This window comes from Dryocola sharpae (assembly GCF_051307055.1).
Lineage (GTDB): Bacteria > Pseudomonadota > Gammaproteobacteria > Enterobacterales > Enterobacteriaceae > Dryocola.
On sequence record NZ_CP149994.1, the window covers coordinates 2,139,362 to 2,153,759 of the forward strand.

15 protein-coding genes are annotated in these 14,398 nt (G+C 55.2%); 4 read left to right on the forward strand and 11 right to left on the reverse strand.

Features of this window, described 5'->3' with window-relative positions; all coding sequences use genetic code 11:
- Window positions 1–257: 257 nt before the first annotated feature.
- Window positions 258–1,241 carry a zinc transporter ZntB gene (zntB, locus tag WLO31_RS10355; RefSeq protein WP_435930381.1) on the reverse strand — a complete coding sequence of 328 codons (984 nt, stop codon included), beginning with the start codon at window positions 1,239–1,241 and terminating at the stop codon, window positions 258–260.
- 201 nt (window positions 1,242–1,442) lie between these two features.
- Between zntB and WLO31_RS10360 the strand changes: the two genes are divergently transcribed.
- The gene (locus tag WLO31_RS10360; RefSeq protein ID WP_435930382.1) at window positions 1,443–2,582 is read left to right on the forward strand and encodes a GGDEF domain-containing protein; all 1,140 of its coding nucleotides are present in this window, start codon (window positions 1,443–1,445) and stop codon (window positions 2,580–2,582) included.
- Here WLO31_RS10360 and WLO31_RS10365 read toward each other — a convergent pair.
- Window positions 2,579–2,845, reverse strand: coding sequence for a DksA/TraR family C4-type zinc finger protein (locus WLO31_RS10365; protein WP_435930383.1), 267 nt, complete (start codon window positions 2,843–2,845; stop codon window positions 2,579–2,581). The two genes, WLO31_RS10360 and WLO31_RS10365, sit on opposite strands and share 4 nt — an antisense overlap.
- Window positions 2,846–2,938: 93 nt before the next feature.
- Window positions 2,939–3,811: an AraC family transcriptional regulator N-terminal domain-containing protein gene (locus WLO31_RS10370; RefSeq protein ID WP_435930384.1), complete on the reverse strand. Its 873-nt coding sequence runs from the start codon at window positions 3,809–3,811 to the stop codon at window positions 2,939–2,941.
- A gap of 169 nt (window positions 3,812–3,980) precedes the next feature.
- On the opposite strand from WLO31_RS10370, the gene WLO31_RS10375 reads away from it, so the two are divergent.
- The gene (locus WLO31_RS10375; protein WP_435930385.1) at window positions 3,981–4,814 is read left to right on the forward strand and encodes an SDR family NAD(P)-dependent oxidoreductase; all 834 of its coding nucleotides are present in this window, start codon (window positions 3,981–3,983) and stop codon (window positions 4,812–4,814) included.
- Window positions 4,815–4,885: 71 nt separating this feature from the next.
- Here the strand turns inward: WLO31_RS10375 and WLO31_RS10380 are convergent, their stop codons facing one another.
- Window positions 4,886–6,505: a peptide ABC transporter substrate-binding protein gene (locus WLO31_RS10380; RefSeq protein WP_435930386.1), complete on the reverse strand. Its 1,620-nt coding sequence runs from the start codon at window positions 6,503–6,505 to the stop codon at window positions 4,886–4,888.
- A 268-nt stretch (window positions 6,506–6,773) separates the two neighbouring features.
- Here WLO31_RS10380 and mpaA point away from each other — a divergent pair, with 268 nt between their 5' ends.
- Window positions 6,774–7,490 carry a murein tripeptide amidase MpaA gene (mpaA, locus tag WLO31_RS10385; RefSeq protein WP_435930387.1) on the forward strand — a complete coding sequence of 239 codons (717 nt, stop codon included), beginning with the start codon at window positions 6,774–6,776 and terminating at the stop codon, window positions 7,488–7,490.
- Here mpaA and ycjG read toward each other — a convergent pair.
- Window positions 7,487–8,452, reverse strand: coding sequence for an L-Ala-D/L-Glu epimerase (gene ycjG, locus WLO31_RS10390; protein ID WP_435930388.1), 966 nt, complete (start codon window positions 8,450–8,452; stop codon window positions 7,487–7,489). The two genes, mpaA and ycjG, sit on opposite strands and share 4 nt — an antisense overlap.
- A 138-nt stretch (window positions 8,453–8,590) precedes the next feature.
- On the opposite strand from ycjG, the gene tpx reads away from it, so the two are divergent.
- Window positions 8,591–9,097, forward strand: coding sequence for a thiol peroxidase (tpx, locus tag WLO31_RS10395; protein WP_435930389.1), 507 nt, complete (start codon window positions 8,591–8,593; stop codon window positions 9,095–9,097).
- Window positions 9,098–9,175: 78 nt separating this feature from the next.
- On the opposite strand, the gene tyrR is transcribed toward tpx, so the two are convergent.
- The 6 genes from tyrR to pspB all read right to left on the reverse strand — a co-directional run bounded on the left by tyrR (window position 9,176) and on the right by pspB (window position 14,347).
- Complete coding sequence (tyrR, locus tag WLO31_RS10400) at window positions 9,176–10,738, reverse strand: transcriptional regulator TyrR (protein WP_435930391.1); 1,563 nt, start codon at window positions 10,736–10,738, stop codon at window positions 9,176–9,178.
- Between the two features lie 158 nt (window positions 10,739–10,896).
- Window positions 10,897–11,961: a TIGR01620 family protein gene (locus tag WLO31_RS10405; RefSeq protein ID WP_435930392.1), complete on the reverse strand. Its 1,065-nt coding sequence runs from the start codon at window positions 11,959–11,961 to the stop codon at window positions 10,897–10,899.
- The gene (locus WLO31_RS10410) at window positions 11,958–13,355 is read right to left on the reverse strand and encodes a YcjX family protein (protein WP_435930395.1); all 1,398 of its coding nucleotides are present in this window, start codon (window positions 13,353–13,355) and stop codon (window positions 11,958–11,960) included. The genes WLO31_RS10405 and WLO31_RS10410 overlap by 4 nt, the downstream gene beginning before the upstream one ends.
- A 112-nt stretch (window positions 13,356–13,467) precedes the next feature.
- Entirely contained in the window at window positions 13,468–13,689 is a 222-nt protein-coding gene (gene pspD / locus WLO31_RS10415; RefSeq protein ID WP_435930396.1) for a phage shock protein PspD, read from the reverse strand.
- A 71-nt stretch (window positions 13,690–13,760) separates the two neighbouring features.
- On the reverse strand, window positions 13,761–14,120 hold the full coding sequence (gene pspC / locus WLO31_RS10420; RefSeq protein WP_435930398.1) for an envelope stress response membrane protein PspC: 360 nt from the start codon (window positions 14,118–14,120) through the stop codon (window positions 13,761–13,763).
- Entirely contained in the window at window positions 14,120–14,347 is a 228-nt protein-coding gene (pspB, locus tag WLO31_RS10425; RefSeq protein WP_435930399.1) for an envelope stress response membrane protein PspB, read from the reverse strand. The genes pspC and pspB overlap by 1 nt, the downstream gene beginning before the upstream one ends.
- Window positions 14,348–14,398 lie beyond the last annotated feature (51 nt).

Sequence of the window (14,398 nt, forward strand, 5' to 3'; positions counted from 1 at the left end):
TGTTAGCTCTCCCCTTAAGCATAGACAACAAATCGCAGACAAAAAAAAGCCGACTGTTAAAGCCGGCATTGTATGAATCAATTGTGCTATGCAGTAATTCTAAAAAAGGAAGTAAGACAATATGGAGCGCAACGCCCATCGCTTGACGTTGCATTCACCTGCAGGAGAGATATTGCCTCTAACCTCGCGGGAGTTTATTGACTTCGCTCAAGTTAACCGACCTTTTTTGCCGCAGGTTTTGTTATAAATGTGAAATTTTACAGCCATTTACTGCGATGTAACCACCAGGCAACACCGCCGATCAAAACCACCAACATAATGCAGAACAGGCTGAAGCCGAAATGCCATTCGCCGCCCGGGATGCCGCCAAGGTTTACGCCGAACAGTCCGGTAAGGAAGGTGCTGGGTAAAAATACCATCGCCATCAGCGACATGGTATAGGTCCTCCGCCCCATCGCCTCCTGCATCACCTGCGCAATTTCGTCAGTCATCACCGCCGTGCGGGCTATACATGAATCTATCTCATCCAGCCCTCGCCCTAAGCGGTCTGAAATATCCTGCATGCGACGGCGATTATCGTCGCTCATCCACGGCAGCCGCTCGCTTGATAAACGCGCATAGACATCCCGCTGCGGCGCCATATAACGACGCATTACAATTAGCTGCTTGCGCAGCAGCGCCAGAAAGCCACGCGGCGGGATTTGCTGATCGAGGAGGTTATCTTCCAGGTCGATGATTTTGTCGTGTAGCTGTTCGATAAATTCGCTGGCGTGATCGGTCAGCGCATCACAAACGTCCACCAGCCAGCTACCGCAGTCCACGGGGCCGGTGCCTTCGTTCAGATCGTTAACCACGTCGTCGAGCGCCAGAACCTGTCGCTGACGAGTCGAGACGATAAGGCGCTCGTCCATATACAGCCGCATAGCGACAAGCTGGTCGGGGCGCTCGTTGGTGCTGCCGTTAATGCAGCGTAAAGTGATTAGCGTTCCTTCCCCGACGCGTGATACCCGCGGTCGCAGGCTTTCACCCGCCAGGGCGTCACGGACGTAATTTGGCAGCAGCGGCGTTGTCGTCAGCCATTCCGCGCTGTCGCGGTTGGTATAATTGAGATGCAGCCAGCATGGATGTTCACGATCGATGACGGCATCGCCTGCAATCGGTTTTACGCCGCCCATTCCGTCCAGTTGCCAGGCGAACACGGCGTCAGGCACGTTGAGTTCGGCCCCTTTAATCACTTCCACTTCCTTTCCCCCAGCCAGATAAAGACTCTGTAGTCAGTCTAGCCATCTTGTTTTGTTATTCAACCCGCGTAGCCAGGCAAAGGTTCTGAATTAATTAAAGAAATAACATTTACCCGCCGTTAACAATTAGACAAGGTAGCCACACAGGCTACAGTTATTCACAAAGCGTTCCCTCTTTTTTATGCGATCCTGGAGAAAAGTTTGTCAGACAGACGTAAAGCATGCCCCAATTTTGACTTACGGCTTAGCATGGTGCGCCAGCATGCCATCAACGTGAGCGGCACATGGTTTCTTTGGGTAAACATACTTTTTTCCGCATTTATCCTCGGACGTAATTATTTTTCACCTGACAGCCTGGCTGCCGGGCCGCATCATCCCCGGCATCTGCTGGAAACTTCACTGGTGCTGGTGCTGGCCCTGTCCGCAGCGGTTATCTTTATTCTGCGCATGGCCCCTGAACAGCAGGCGCCGTGGCTTAGCAAGCTCACGCGCGGGACGATATTTTGCCTCAGCGGATTGTGGGCCCTGTGCTTCTACGTTTTTATCGCCAGCGGAGACGTGAGGATCGTTTTTCCGTTCTCGGCGCTGCTGATCTTTACCGCGCTGATTTCTTTGTACTTTGACGGGCGAGTCCTGCTCAGCTTTACCTTACCGGTCTGGATAGTCATTTTGATATGCAACTTCGTCTATCCCACCACGCTTACCGCTTTGAACGCGATTTTATACGGCCTGATGGCGGCGTTGTTTGAGTCGGGAAGGCGGATCCTGCGCAGCTGGTTTATGCTCGCCGTTCGTCGCGAGCAGGAAAATGTGGATTTAATCAATCAACTAAAGCTGCTGGCTAACCGGGATCCGCTGACCGGCATCGCCAACAGACGTTCATTCCAGCTGCTGCTGGATAAAGAGATCCAGCGCCAGCATCAAACCCACGCCGAACTCTCGCTCGTCATGCTCGATGTCGATCACTTCAAGAAATATAACGACCGCTATGGGCATCAGGCGGGAGACGACTGCCTGATAAAAGTGGCGCATTGCATAGAGAGCGCCACGCGTAATAATCAGGATGTGGTGGCGCGTTTTGGCGGTGAAGAGTTCATTATGCTGCTGCCCGATACCTCGGCGCAACAAGCAACGGCGATTGCCGAACGCGTGAAACTCAACCTGCAGGCGATGGCTCTGGAGCATAAAAACTCCCCTGTCGCCCCCGTCGTCACGCTAAGCCAGGGCATCGCCAGCTGCGCCGTGGGCACCTCTGCCGTGCGGCTTATTGCCGAGGCGGATGCTGCGCTCTATCAGGCTAAAGAAGCAGGCAGAAATCGCTGGCAGCGCTATGCGGGCTAGCGTAGCTGGCTGTCTTTTGAACCGCGGCGGTTATAGCCTGAGAAAGTGGATCTTCTGGCATCCTCTTCCTGCTGGCACTTCACGCACAGCCGCACGCCGGGAATCGCTTTGCGGCGCTGTTCGGGGATAGGGTCTCCGCACTCTTCGCAATGCGTCAGACTTTCGCCTGTAGGTAATTCGCTGCGCGCGCGGGCAATAGCATCGTCTATCGTGCTGTCAATTTGCTCCTGTACCGCGTCATCATTTGCCCAGCCGGATGCCATAGTCCACCTCAGAATAGTGGGTAGTTAAGTAATTAATAATAGCAGACGGCGAATCCGACATTTCAGCGCAGGCGGCTTCCGATGCGAATAAGCTCAAAGAACGGTAGCCCTGCGATCCTTTATCGGCGGCAGGCCGTACATGCGGCGATACTCCCGACTGAACTGCGACTGGCTGTCATAGCCCACCTGAAACGCCGCGCTCGCCGCATCTTTTTGCTCAAAGAGGATAAGACGCCTCGCCTCCTGCAGGCGCAACTGTTTCTGGTATTGCAGCGGGGTGAGCAGCGTCACTTTTTTAAAATGCAGATGAAGCGCCGATACGCTTAATCCGGCATGCTTTGCAAGTTTCGCCATGCTGAAGCTGTCGGCATAGTTTTCCTTCAGCCAGGCAATAGCGCGCACTACCGCAGCCTCGGCCTGCCTGCTGAATACCATCCGGCAGAGAAACGCCCCCTCTGGCCTGCTGAGGAGGCGGTAAATAATTTCCCGTTCGGCCATCAAACCGAGAAGTTTCGCCTCTCCGGGCGCCTTCAGGCTCTGGATCAGGCGTCTGACCGCATCCGTGATTAAAGCGTCATTATCAACCAGCGAAATCCCCGTGACTCGATCGCCCCTGTTTTGCTGCTGTACTCCCGCCTCCGCTATGACATCCATAATCACTTCCCGGCACAAAGCTAAACGCAGACAAATATAGGGATGCTGCGCCGATGCCTCAACAATCTGGCCGCTGACGGGCAGATCAACGGAAACCAGCAGGCTGGAAAAACGATCGTACTCGTAGGTTTTCCCGGCAACGGCTACCTTTTTCTTACCTGATATCACCACGCAAAGCGCAGGTTCATGCAACGTTGTAACGAGCTCCCCTGGCTTTTGGCTATAAATAAACTGCACGCGTTTAAGCGGCGTATCGATTAACCCATCGTGGTTATTCTGTTGATTTATAAATTCAATGGCTTCGTTGAACATCGTTTATCCAGAAGAAAAGCTGACGAGAAGGAAGAATAGAATAAACCGGGTAATTTAATCGTCAAAAATAGGATCGTGCAATAATAAAAGAGTATCGGTTTATCCGGCAACAGAAGAGGCGCCATACACTGGTTCCCGGCAATCCTGCCCGCTATCCGGAACTCTGACGATGAAACAAACCTGGTTAATTACTGGCGCTACGCGTGGTATAGGAATGGAGATGGTTAAAGCGGCACTGGCTGCCGGTATGAACGTCTGCGCAACGGGTCGCAATCTGCAAAGGTTACGGGAAACTTTTCCGGCCTTACCCGGCCTGCTGTTATTGCCGCTGGATATTTGCGATCGCCAGCAGCAGTCGCAGGTCGTTGAAGAATGCCTAAAACGCTTCGGCCGTATCGACGTGCTGGTTAATAACGCCGGTTATGGCCAGATGGGTTATTTTGAAGAAGTGACGGCGGAGGCGGTAAAAGCGCAGTTTGAAACCAACGTCTTCGGGCAGATAACAATGACGCAGGCTATTTTGCCCTGTATGCGCGAACAGCGCGCGGGCCATATTTTTAATTTCTCTTCCATAGGGGGAGCCGCAGGCTTCAACGTTGCATCAATCTATTGCGCCAGCAAGTTCGCCGTGGAGGGGTATTCAGCCTCGCTTGCCGGTGAGGTTTCACGTTTTGGCATTAATATTACTATCGTTGAGCCCGGCTTCTTCCGCACAGATTTTCTGGACGAACGTTCCGTTCATTTTGCCAGCCCATCGATAGGTGATTATGATTCGGTGCGGCACAAGGATGAGAAAACCTACCGTGACTATAACCATGCTCAGCCAGGCGATCCGGTTAAGCTTGCCCGGGCTCTGCTGACGCTGGCCTCTGCCAAAGAAAAACCCTTACGCTTTGCTGCCGGGTCCGATGCGCTAGCTCTCCTCACGCAGGAATATGAATCGCGTTTAGCGGAGCTGGCGGCATGGGAAAAGCTTTCCCGCTCTACCGACATTACCCATTAACCGCGGTGGTTCCTTGATTGATGTTGCACGCTATTCCCCGCCCTGACGGGCAGGGAATCAGCGCGGGACGATCAGTGCGCCACGATGTACATCGTACGGCTGTAGGCCATATCTTCCGGGTTGTTGATCGGATAGCCCTTCAGCCACGGCTTTATCAGGCGTCCGTTGGTGTACTGGTAAATCGGGGCGATCGGCGCCTGCTCCTGAATGATCCTTTCGGCCTGGTTGTAGAATTTATTACGTCCGGCCTCCGTCACTTCCTGGCTCGCCTGCGTCATGACTTTGTCGTAGGCTGGGGAATTGAAGCGCGCGATGTTGCCGCTGTGGGTTGACGTCATCAACGACAGGAACGTCGAAGGTTCGTTGTAATCTCCTATCCAGTTGGCACGAATCACATCGAAATTGCCGGTTTGACGGCTGTCGATATAGGTTTTCCACTCCTGGTTTTGTAATTTCACCTCTACGCCAAGGTTTTTCCTCCACATGGAGGCCACCGCAATGGCTATCTTCTGGTGGTTTTCCGAGGTGTTATAGAGCAGCGAAAGTTTAAGCGGTTTATTGACATCGTAACCGGCCGCGCGCAGCAGGGTTTTCGCCTGCGCGTTCAGCTCCTGCTGGCTCATCTGCTCAAACGGCGAAGGTTCGGGTTTGAAGCCTGCCGTCACGTCCGGCGTAAAGCGCCAGGCTGGTTTCTCGCCTGTTCCGAGCACCTTATCCGCCAGCAATCTGCGATCGATAGTCATGCTCAACGCCAGGCGAACTCTCGCATCTGCGGTGGGGCCTTTTTGCGTATTGAATGCGTAATAATAGGTGCCGAGCTGCGGCGGGGTGTAGACCTGGCCCGGAATGTCCTTCAGCAGCTTCTGGTACATGGTTTTCGGGAAGGACTCGGTGATATCAATATCCCCTGCCAGGTAGCGTTTTGTTGCCGCGGTCTCCTGGTTAATGGGAATAAAGGTCACTTTGGTCAGCACGGTCTTGCCGTTATCCCAGTAGCTTTTATTCGGTACCAGTACCAGCTTTTCGTTTACCACCCGCTCCGTGAGGGTAAAGGCGCCGTTTCCAATCAGATTGCCGGGTTTGGTCCAGTCCTGGCCCAGTTTTTCCACCGTGGCTTTGGGAACCGGATAGAGCGAGAAGTTCGCCGTCAGGCTTGGGAAGTAAGCTATTGGCCTGTCGAGCTGAATACGCAACGTGTGGGCGTCAACCGCCGTCACGCCCAGCTTATCCGCAGGCATTTTGCCGTCAATAATTGCCTGCGCATTCGCTATGCCCGCCAGGGCCGCAAACCAGGCAAAGGGGGACGTATTTTCAGGATTAACCAGCCGCTGCCAGCTATAAACGAAATCTTCTGCGGTGACCGGGGAGCCGTCAGACCAGCGGGCATCGTCACGCAGGGTAAATGTCCAGGTGCGGTTATCGTTGCTGCGCCATTTTGTCGCCACGCCCGGAACCAGCTCACCTTTTTCGTTTTCGTTAACCAGACCTTCGAAGAGATCGCGGATGACCTGGATTTCCGGCAGGCCAACGGCTTTAACCGGATCTAATGATGCAGGCTCATCTTTAATATGGCGAACCAGCTCCTGGGTGGCCGCCAGTTTGGTACCGGCAGGCACGTCTGCTGCCCGGGCCGCCGAAAAAGTGCAGGCCACTGCCAGCGCACAGCAGGTAATACGAAAACTTTTTTTCATCAGTTACCTTTTAAGGATTCATTTTTGGCGCTAAACATACGCCGGTCGGCGGGTGATCTCGCGCAATTGCTTGTTTTGCAATTAAGAAAAGCAAACAACCTGTTTCAATGCAACCGCCGTGGGAAATTAAATTCTTATAACTTGAGCGCTGTCATCTACCGCGCAGGGCCAGCTCTGCGAACAGGCCGGCGGCCAGTTGGTTTCAGATGAGTTTTTTGTGAAACGCTGCTATTAATGTTAAAAACTATCAGCTTCCATAAGGATTTCTATGCCCGGTCATCGCCCTCGCCCACTACGCGGCCATTTGCCTCCCGGCAGTGAGCGTTACGGTAAATCTGTATTTGGCGCGCCTTTACTGTGGTTCCCGGCAAGCCCGAGCGAAACCCGCAGCGGGTTGATCGTTGCCGGCACGCACGGCGATGAAAATGCAGCGATGGTGACGCTGTCCTGCGCCCTGCGCACGCTTGAGGCGAAATATCGCCGTCATCATGTCGTGCTCGCCGTTAACCCTGACGGCTGCCAGCTTGGCCTGCGTGCCAATGCCAACGGCGTCGATCTGAACCGGAATTTTCCGGCTGCGAACTGGAAAGCTGGCGACACGGTTTACCGCTGGAACAGCAGCGCGGATCGGCGGGACGTGGTGTTATCAACCGGCGCCAAGCCGGGCTCTGAACCGGAAACGACGGCGCTCTGCCAGTTAATTCATTCGCTCCAGCCTGCATGGGTCGTTTCGTTTCACGATCCGCTGGGCTGCATTGAAGATCCCGCTAATTCTTCGCTTGGCAACTGGCTGGCAGACGCCTTTGCTTTACCGCTGGTGACGAGCGTTGGCTACGAAACGCCGGGTTCGTTTGGAAGCTGGTGTGCGGATCTGAATCTGCCGTGCATTACGGCGGAATTCCCGCCGGTCTCAGCCGATGAGGCCAGCGAGCGTTATCTTGAGGCGATGATGGGATTGCTGCACTGGCACAGACAGGCGGGTTAAGGATAAAGTTTGCCGGTTTCAAAACGCAGGGCTGGCTCGACGTCCACAGCCAGCCACGTCGGGCCATCCAAATCGGCAAAGCGAACCATTGCTGCCAGCGGTAACGCGGCGGCAACGGCGCGCGATGTACAAAGCATACAGCCAAGCATCACATCAAAACCCTGCTCGCGAGCGGCCCGTATTAAGGCCAGCGCTTCGGTCAGTCCGCCGGTCTTATCCAGCTTCACGTTTACCATCTCATAGCGCCCTTTCAGCGCCGCCAGGCTTTCACGCGTATGGCAGCTTTCATCGGCGCAAATCGGCAGCGGATGGATAAAGTTAGCCAGCGCGCCGTCTTCGCTGGCAGGCAGCGGTTGTTCAAGCATCGCAACGTTCAAATCGGCCAGCAGCTGACAGCGCGCGGCCAGGCCTTCGCTGTGCCAGGCCTCGTTGGCATCAACGATCAGCACGGCTTCCGGCACCGCCGCACGAATGGCAACCATGCGCTCGGTAATCAGGCGATCGTCGAGCTTCACTTTCAGCAAACGCGCGCCCTTTTGCCACAGCAACGCGGCGGCGGCGGCCATTTGCTCAGGAGCGGCAATACTCACCGTTTGCGCGGTAGCTATCATCTCCGGCAGCTCAACGCCTGCGAGATGCGCCACAAAGACGCCTTTGCGCCGCGCTTCCAGATCCCACAGTGCGCTGTCTACGGCATTGCGGGCAGCCCCGGCGGGTAAAGCCTGCTGTAATGCTTCACGCGTCATGCCCAGCTCCAGCTGCGGGATTATCGTCGCAATCTGCGCCAGCACCGAGGCATCGCTTTCGCCATAACGCGGATAAGGCGTGCACTCCCCTACGGCTTTGATCCCATCTTCTTCAAGCTCAACCACTACCACAACAGCCTCGCTGCGCGTGCCGCGCGAGATAACAAACGGCGTATGCAGCGGCCATGCTTCCTGATAAACCTTAACTTTTCTCATCGTTAACCTTGTCGTCGGCTTTTTGCTCAGTATAGGGGCGAACACTTTTACGTGCAGTATCAGTTTTTTATATTCATCCACTGAATCCTGGAATACACTGCATGCGGCGTTAATTATATGTAAAAAGGAAAATTAAACATGTCACAACTCGTTCATTTCCAGGGCAATCCTGTTGCGGTTGCCGGTCAAATTCCACAGGCTGGCAGCAAAGCCGCTGCTTTCTCGCTGGTTGCAAAAGATCTCTCTGATGTTGCGCTGAGCCAGTTCGCGGGCAAACGTAAAGTGCTGAACATTTTCCCAAGCATCGACACCGGCGTTTGCGCGGCATCCGTGCGTAAATTCAACCAGCTGGCGACCGAGATGGATAACACCGTCGTTCTGTGTGTTTCCGCCGACCTGCCGTTCGCGCAGTCCCGTTTCTGTGGCGCAGAAGGTCTGAGCAACGTCGTCACCCTCTCTACCCTGCGTAACCCTGAATTCCAGCAGGATTACGGCGTAGGCATCGCCGAAGGCGCGCTGAAAGGTTTGACTGCCCGTGCGGTTGTTGTCATCAACGAAAAAGATGAGGTGGTATTCAGCCAGTTAGTTAACGAAATCACTAACGAGCCGGATTACGCTGCGGCGCTGGAAGCCCTGAGGGCTTAAGGTATAAATGTCCCTCGTGCGGGGCGTTTAGCTAATAAAAGAGGGAAAACAGTAGTTTCCCTCTTTTTCATTAAAGGATTACTCTTCGGTTTTACGCTGGCTCAGGCCATATTCACGCAGTTTGTTGGCAATAGCCGTATGCGATACGCCAAGACGTTTCGCCAGTTTGCGGGTGCTTGGATAAGTACGATAAAGCTGGGTCAGGACGGAACGCTCAAAGCGCCGCGAAATATCATCTAACGTCCCCTCCATCGCCTCTTCCCCAACGGCCAGGCTCGCGGTATCAAAATCAGGCAGCAGGATATCCTGCGGGCGCAGCTCGTAGCCCTCCAGTTGCGTTAACGCGCGATAGACGGCGTTTTTCAACTGGCGAACGTTGCCCGGCCAACCGTAACGTGTTAATACGCTGCTGAGATCGTTTGCCAGTTTAGGACGAGGTACGCCCTGCTCATCGGCAAAGCGCGCCACAAACAGTTCGGTAAGCGGCATAATGTCCTGCGGACGGTCCCGCAGCGGCGGCAGATTAAGCGTCAGCACATTCAGGCGATAATAGAGATCCTCGCGAAACTCGCCTTTCTGCACCAGCTCCACCAGATTTTTCTGCGTCGCGCAAATCACGCGCACATCAACGTGGACCTCGTGCTCTTCCCCCACGCGGCGGAAAGTACCATCGTTGAGAAAACGCAGCAGCTTGGTTTGCATGCGCGGTGACATCTCGCCGATCTCATCGAGCAATACCGAGCCGCCGTTCGCCTGCTCGAAGAAACCTTTCTTCCCTTCGACGGCGTTGGCATAAGCGCCCGGCGCATGGCCGAATAATTCGCTTTCAACCACGTCATCCGGCATTGAGCCGCAGTTCAGCGCCAGATAGGGTTTTTGCGCGCGCGGGCCGCTGAGATGGCAGGCGTGGGCGAGCAGATCTTTTCCTGTGCCGGTATCGCCAACGATTAGCAGCGGCGCGTTGAGCAGCGCCAGCTTGTGCGCCTGTTCAACGACGTGACGCATTTTCGGGCTGACCGCAATAACCTGGCTGAACGCGCTGGTATCGGCCTGAGTGATATTCTGCAGCTGACGTCCCATACGTACCGTGGAGCGCAGCATCACAACTGCGCCAACCAGCATCGGCAGCTTATCTTCGCCGTCCAGATGCACCGGCGTTATCTCCATCAGGAAATTCTGTCCGTTGATGACGACATGTTCGGTATGGGAGTCCGCAGGCGCGTCTTCCAGCCAGCGCATAAAGTTAAAACCGTTGATAAGGCTTGCTGCGTTATGGTTACGCAGCTTCTCTTCGCCCTGCCCAAAGAGCGCGCAGCTCGCCGGATTAGCCAGTTCAACTTTGCTTTTCATATCCAGGGAGAGCACAGGTTCCGGCAGCGCTTCAAGCAGCGCGCTCAGCGCCCGGTGTTCACGCTCGGATGGCATCCACGGCACCGTGCGAACGTCTTTCACGCCCGGGATGCGACGAATCTCAGCCATCAGGCTGCTGAACGAGTCGAAATCCAGGGTTGAGAAATTCAGATAAATGAGCCCAACAGGGTCAATTTCGATGCCTCGTAAATCAATACCACGCAGCACTAATAAATCGAGTAATTCGCGTGTCAGACCAAGGCGGTCTTCACAAAAGACTTCCAGACGCATGGAGGTGACCTTTTTCGCTTTAAAACGGGATCGTTGGATAAAGTAATAATACTCCAGATACCGGCGGGTCAGAAGGGATGTGTGAAGAAAAGTTGACAGATAAGTAACTGAATGGGGGTAAAGCCGTAAAGCCAGACGGTCACGGCTTTACCCGAATGTCACAGCGGAGGGTTAGATTTGTTTTTGCTCATCGTTTCTTTGAGCTGCACCAGCAGCTGACGACGGAAATCACCCAGGCGCGGTTTATCGTCCTCCATCCAGGGCAGCGGACGGCAAAGTTCCATAGCTTTAATGCCAAGACGCGCCGTGAGCAGCCCGGCTCCGATCCCCTGAGCGGCACGGGCCGAAAGGCGAGCGGCAATATCCTGCCCGACCCAGTCCATCCCTACCTCTCGCACCAGTTCGCTTGCGCCGGCGAAGGCGATGTTAAGCAACACCAGACGGAAGAGGCGAATACGGCTGAAATAGCCCAGCTCGATGCCGTACAGCGTAGCGATGCGGTTGATCAGCCGCAGGTTGCGCCAGGCGATAAACGCCATGTCCACCAGCGCCAGCGGGCTGACGGCGATCATTAACGTGGATTCCGCGGCGGAGCGGCTGATTTCCCGGCGAGCCTGGCCGTCGAGCACCGGCTGTACCAGCTGCGCATAAAGCGCGACAACTTCACGATCGTTTTGCGTTTCATGAATGGATGCGTACCAGCGCTGTAGCGCCGGATGCCCCTGGTCCAGGCCAGCCTGACGCGCCAGTTTTTCACAGAAAGCGCGGCCTTTGCCCATACTGTGGCTGCTGAGCAAATCCCGCGCTTCATCGCGCTCTTCTGCGCGCTGACGCAGGCGCCATAAGCGCCGCCATTCCGTTGCGATGGAGCCAACGCCTGCTGCAACAATTAAGCCGCCTGCGACGCCGCCGCCCAGCGCAATCCAGTCCTGGGTGACATAGGCGTTATGCGTCCACTGCACGCCCTGCGCGACAACGCTGATACCAAACAATCCCAGCCCGGCGGTAACCATGCGCCGCCAGATGCTGCGTTTCGGGCGCAGCGCCGCTTCCACAACGGCTTCGGCCTGGCTTTCTTCCTGCTCTTCATCAAGCGCTGCCAGCGCGGGAGTAAACTTCTCCGCCTCGGGCTCGCTGAAGGCGTGCGCGGTTTTATATGCCTGTTCTTTTTCCACTTCCAGCGGCTGGGCGAAGTCGATACGTGGCTTTAAGGGTTCGGTCATCGCAGTTTATCCCCAATCAAAAATTCCAGCGCGGCATCCAGGCGGATATGCGGCAGCGGCCTGTCGACGTCCATCACCTGCGGACGGAACTGTTCAAACTGAAAGCCCTGCTTTTCCCAGAATGCGCTGCCCGGCAGGCGTGCCGGGACTTCCCCAGGGTAAACAGTTAGCGGCGCGCCGTCGCTTAAGCGATTTCCACGTAGCGCAGGAATTTGCTCGCCCTGCACGTCAACCAGACCGCTTTGCGTCGCCTGCACCGAGGCAATGCCCATGCATTCACGAGTTATGCCTTCAAATGCGGCGTTCTGCCAGGCGTCCTGCACCAGCTGCTGTAATAACGAAACCATGCTGGCATGCTGATCGACGGTCACATGATCGGCTTTGGTGGCGGCAAACAGCAGCTTGTCGATAACCGGAGAGAAAAGCCTGCGAAACAGGGTGCGCTGCCCATACTGGAAGCTTTGCATAAGCTGCGTCAGCGCAAGGCGCATATCATTGAACGCCTGCGGCCCGCTGTTAAGCGGCTGCAGACAGTCCACCAGCACAATCTGCCTGTCGAAGCGCAGGAAGTGATTTTTATAAAACCCCTTCACCACCTTTTCGCAGTAATAATCAAAGCGCGAACGCAGCATGCCGAGGTTGGTGGTTTTATCCGCCTGGGCTAGCTTAGATTCACCGAATGTATCGACCTCCGGCCACGGGAAGAACTGCAGCGCGGGCGCGCCGGCCATATCCCCCGGCAGGACAAAGCGGCCCGGCTGAATAAAGTGCAGCCCTTCCTGTTTGCAGCGCAGCAGGTAATCTGTCCAGGCTTCGGAGATGGCCGCAAGTCGATTTTCATCGGCCGGAGCAAAGGGATCTAAACCTGCGCATAACTTGCGCCAGTCGGCAGACCATTCGGCGCGATCGCCCTGCAACAGGCCGGTCATCTGGCGCGACCAGCTTAAATAATCCTGCGCCAGCATCGGCAAATCCAGCAGCCATTCGCCCGGATAATCCACAATCTCCAGATATAACGTTGAGGTGTCTTTGAAGTGCCGCAGCAGCGAATCATTAGAGCGATAGCGCAGCGCGAGACGCATTTCACTGACGCCGCGCGTTGGCGTCGGCCAGCCAGGCGGATTGCCGTAAAGCTGCGCCAGCCCTTCGTCATAGGTGAAACGCTGAATGCCTAAATCACGCTGCGGCACGCGTTTAACGCCAGGCAGACGTTCTTCGCGCACCGCGCTAAGCATCGGCAGGCGAGCGCCGTTATTGACGCTCAGTAGCTGGTTAACCATCGCCGTGATAAAGGCGGTTTTACCGCTGCGGCTCAGGCCGGTGACCGCAAGCCGCAGGTGCCTGTCCACGCCGCGGTTGACAAGAGCGTTCAGTTCATTCTTGATTCTGTTCATCTGCGTCCTGGTTGCGCCCATTTTTTACTAATGGGAAAAAATATCTTCAATGATTGTAATAAATAAGGTTTGGGAATAGCGAATCAAAGAGGCAAACAATATAAACAGAGTGCTATTTGGTGTGATAGCGAGCAGAAATTTTACGCAGCATACGGGAAACAAGCGGCTCAATTGTCAGTGCCAGCAGCATCTTTAACGGACGGCGTGCGACAGATTTCACGGCCCAGCCCGCTACGCCCGCCGGGCCGTAACGCAGAGCAACAAGCAGAACCAGCTTCCCGGCAATTTTCAGGCCCGGTTTCGCTTTCTGGCTGGCGGTGCGGAATGTGGTCATGGAACCTCCGGGGAGTGGTGAATAGTGGCGATATTCCCTCTCCCGTAGGAGAGGGTTAAAGTGAAGTAAAACTAGAGCTGACGGAACCGGCTGCGCAACGAGAAAGTATCGGACGTTATATAGCGTTCCATGGAACGTAAACGCTGCTCGCCGGCCGCCAGCTGGGCATCAACCTCATCGAGCAGCTCCCGGCTGGTGGGCTGAGGTTTTTCCATATCGGCGCCCTGCGGCATCGGATCGAGAATAAACGTCAGGGCGATATAGGCCACCATTACAAAGAAAAACAGGCCAAAAATCATCGATAAAACAACGATCAGGCGCACCAGCTTTACCGGTACATCAAGGTATTGTGCGATACCGGCACAAACGCCCTTCACCATCCCTTTTTCAGGGATACGCCATAATTTACGACCGGAAAATGAGTTCACCATTATTTATCTCTCCAGTTCGGATGCTCAGCGTCGAGGATCTGCTCCAGCGCCTGAATGCGGTCCCGCATGCGCTGTGCCTCTTCAGTGAGCTGCGCCAGCCGCTGTTGTTCGCCCTGTGAAAGCTGCCCGCCGTTTGCCGCGCGGTTGTTGTAGTGCAGCCACAGCCAGATGGGGGCGACAAACAACACGAAAATCGTCAACGGTATGGCCAGAAAAAGCGCGCTCATGTGTACTCCTTACAAGTCAGACGAACTGCGGTGTGCGACGCACAACCGCAG

Bases quoted from the DNA above. Each gene is read 5' to 3' on its own strand.
- WLO31_RS10365 (WP_435930383.1), bottom strand. From the start codon at position 2,845: ATGGCATCCGGCTGGGCAAATGATGACGCGGTACAGGAGCAAATTGAC.
- tyrR (WP_435930391.1), bottom strand. From the start codon at position 10,738: ATGCGTCTGGAAGTCTTTTGTGAAGACCGCCTTGGTCTGACACGCGAA.
- pspD (WP_435930396.1), bottom strand. From the start codon at position 13,689: ATGACCACATTCCGCACCGCCAGCCAGAAAGCGAAACCGGGCCTGAAA.
- pspB (WP_435930399.1), bottom strand. From the start codon at position 14,347: ATGAGCGCGCTTTTTCTGGCCATACCGTTGACGATTTTCGTGTTGTTT.
- WLO31_RS10405 (WP_435930392.1), bottom strand. From the start codon at position 11,961: ATGACCGAACCCTTAAAGCCACGTATCGACTTCGCCCAGCCGCTGGAA.
- WLO31_RS10380 (WP_435930386.1), bottom strand. From the start codon at position 6,505: ATGAAAAAAAGTTTTCGTATTACCTGCTGTGCGCTGGCAGTGGCCTGC.
- WLO31_RS10375 (WP_435930385.1), top strand. From the start codon at position 3,981: ATGAAACAAACCTGGTTAATTACTGGCGCTACGCGTGGTATAGGAATG.
- pspC (WP_435930398.1), bottom strand. From the start codon at position 14,120: ATGGTGAACTCATTTTCCGGTCGTAAATTATGGCGTATCCCTGAAAAA.
- tpx (WP_435930389.1), top strand. From the start codon at position 8,591: ATGTCACAACTCGTTCATTTCCAGGGCAATCCTGTTGCGGTTGCCGGT.
- WLO31_RS10370 (WP_435930384.1), bottom strand. From the start codon at position 3,811: ATGTTCAACGAAGCCATTGAATTTATAAATCAACAGAATAACCACGAT.
- WLO31_RS10410 (WP_435930395.1), bottom strand. From the start codon at position 13,355: ATGAACAGAATCAAGAATGAACTGAACGCTCTTGTCAACCGCGGCGTG.
- ycjG (WP_435930388.1), bottom strand. From the start codon at position 8,452: ATGAGAAAAGTTAAGGTTTATCAGGAAGCATGGCCGCTGCATACGCCG.
- mpaA (WP_435930387.1), top strand. From the start codon at position 6,774: ATGCCCGGTCATCGCCCTCGCCCACTACGCGGCCATTTGCCTCCCGGC.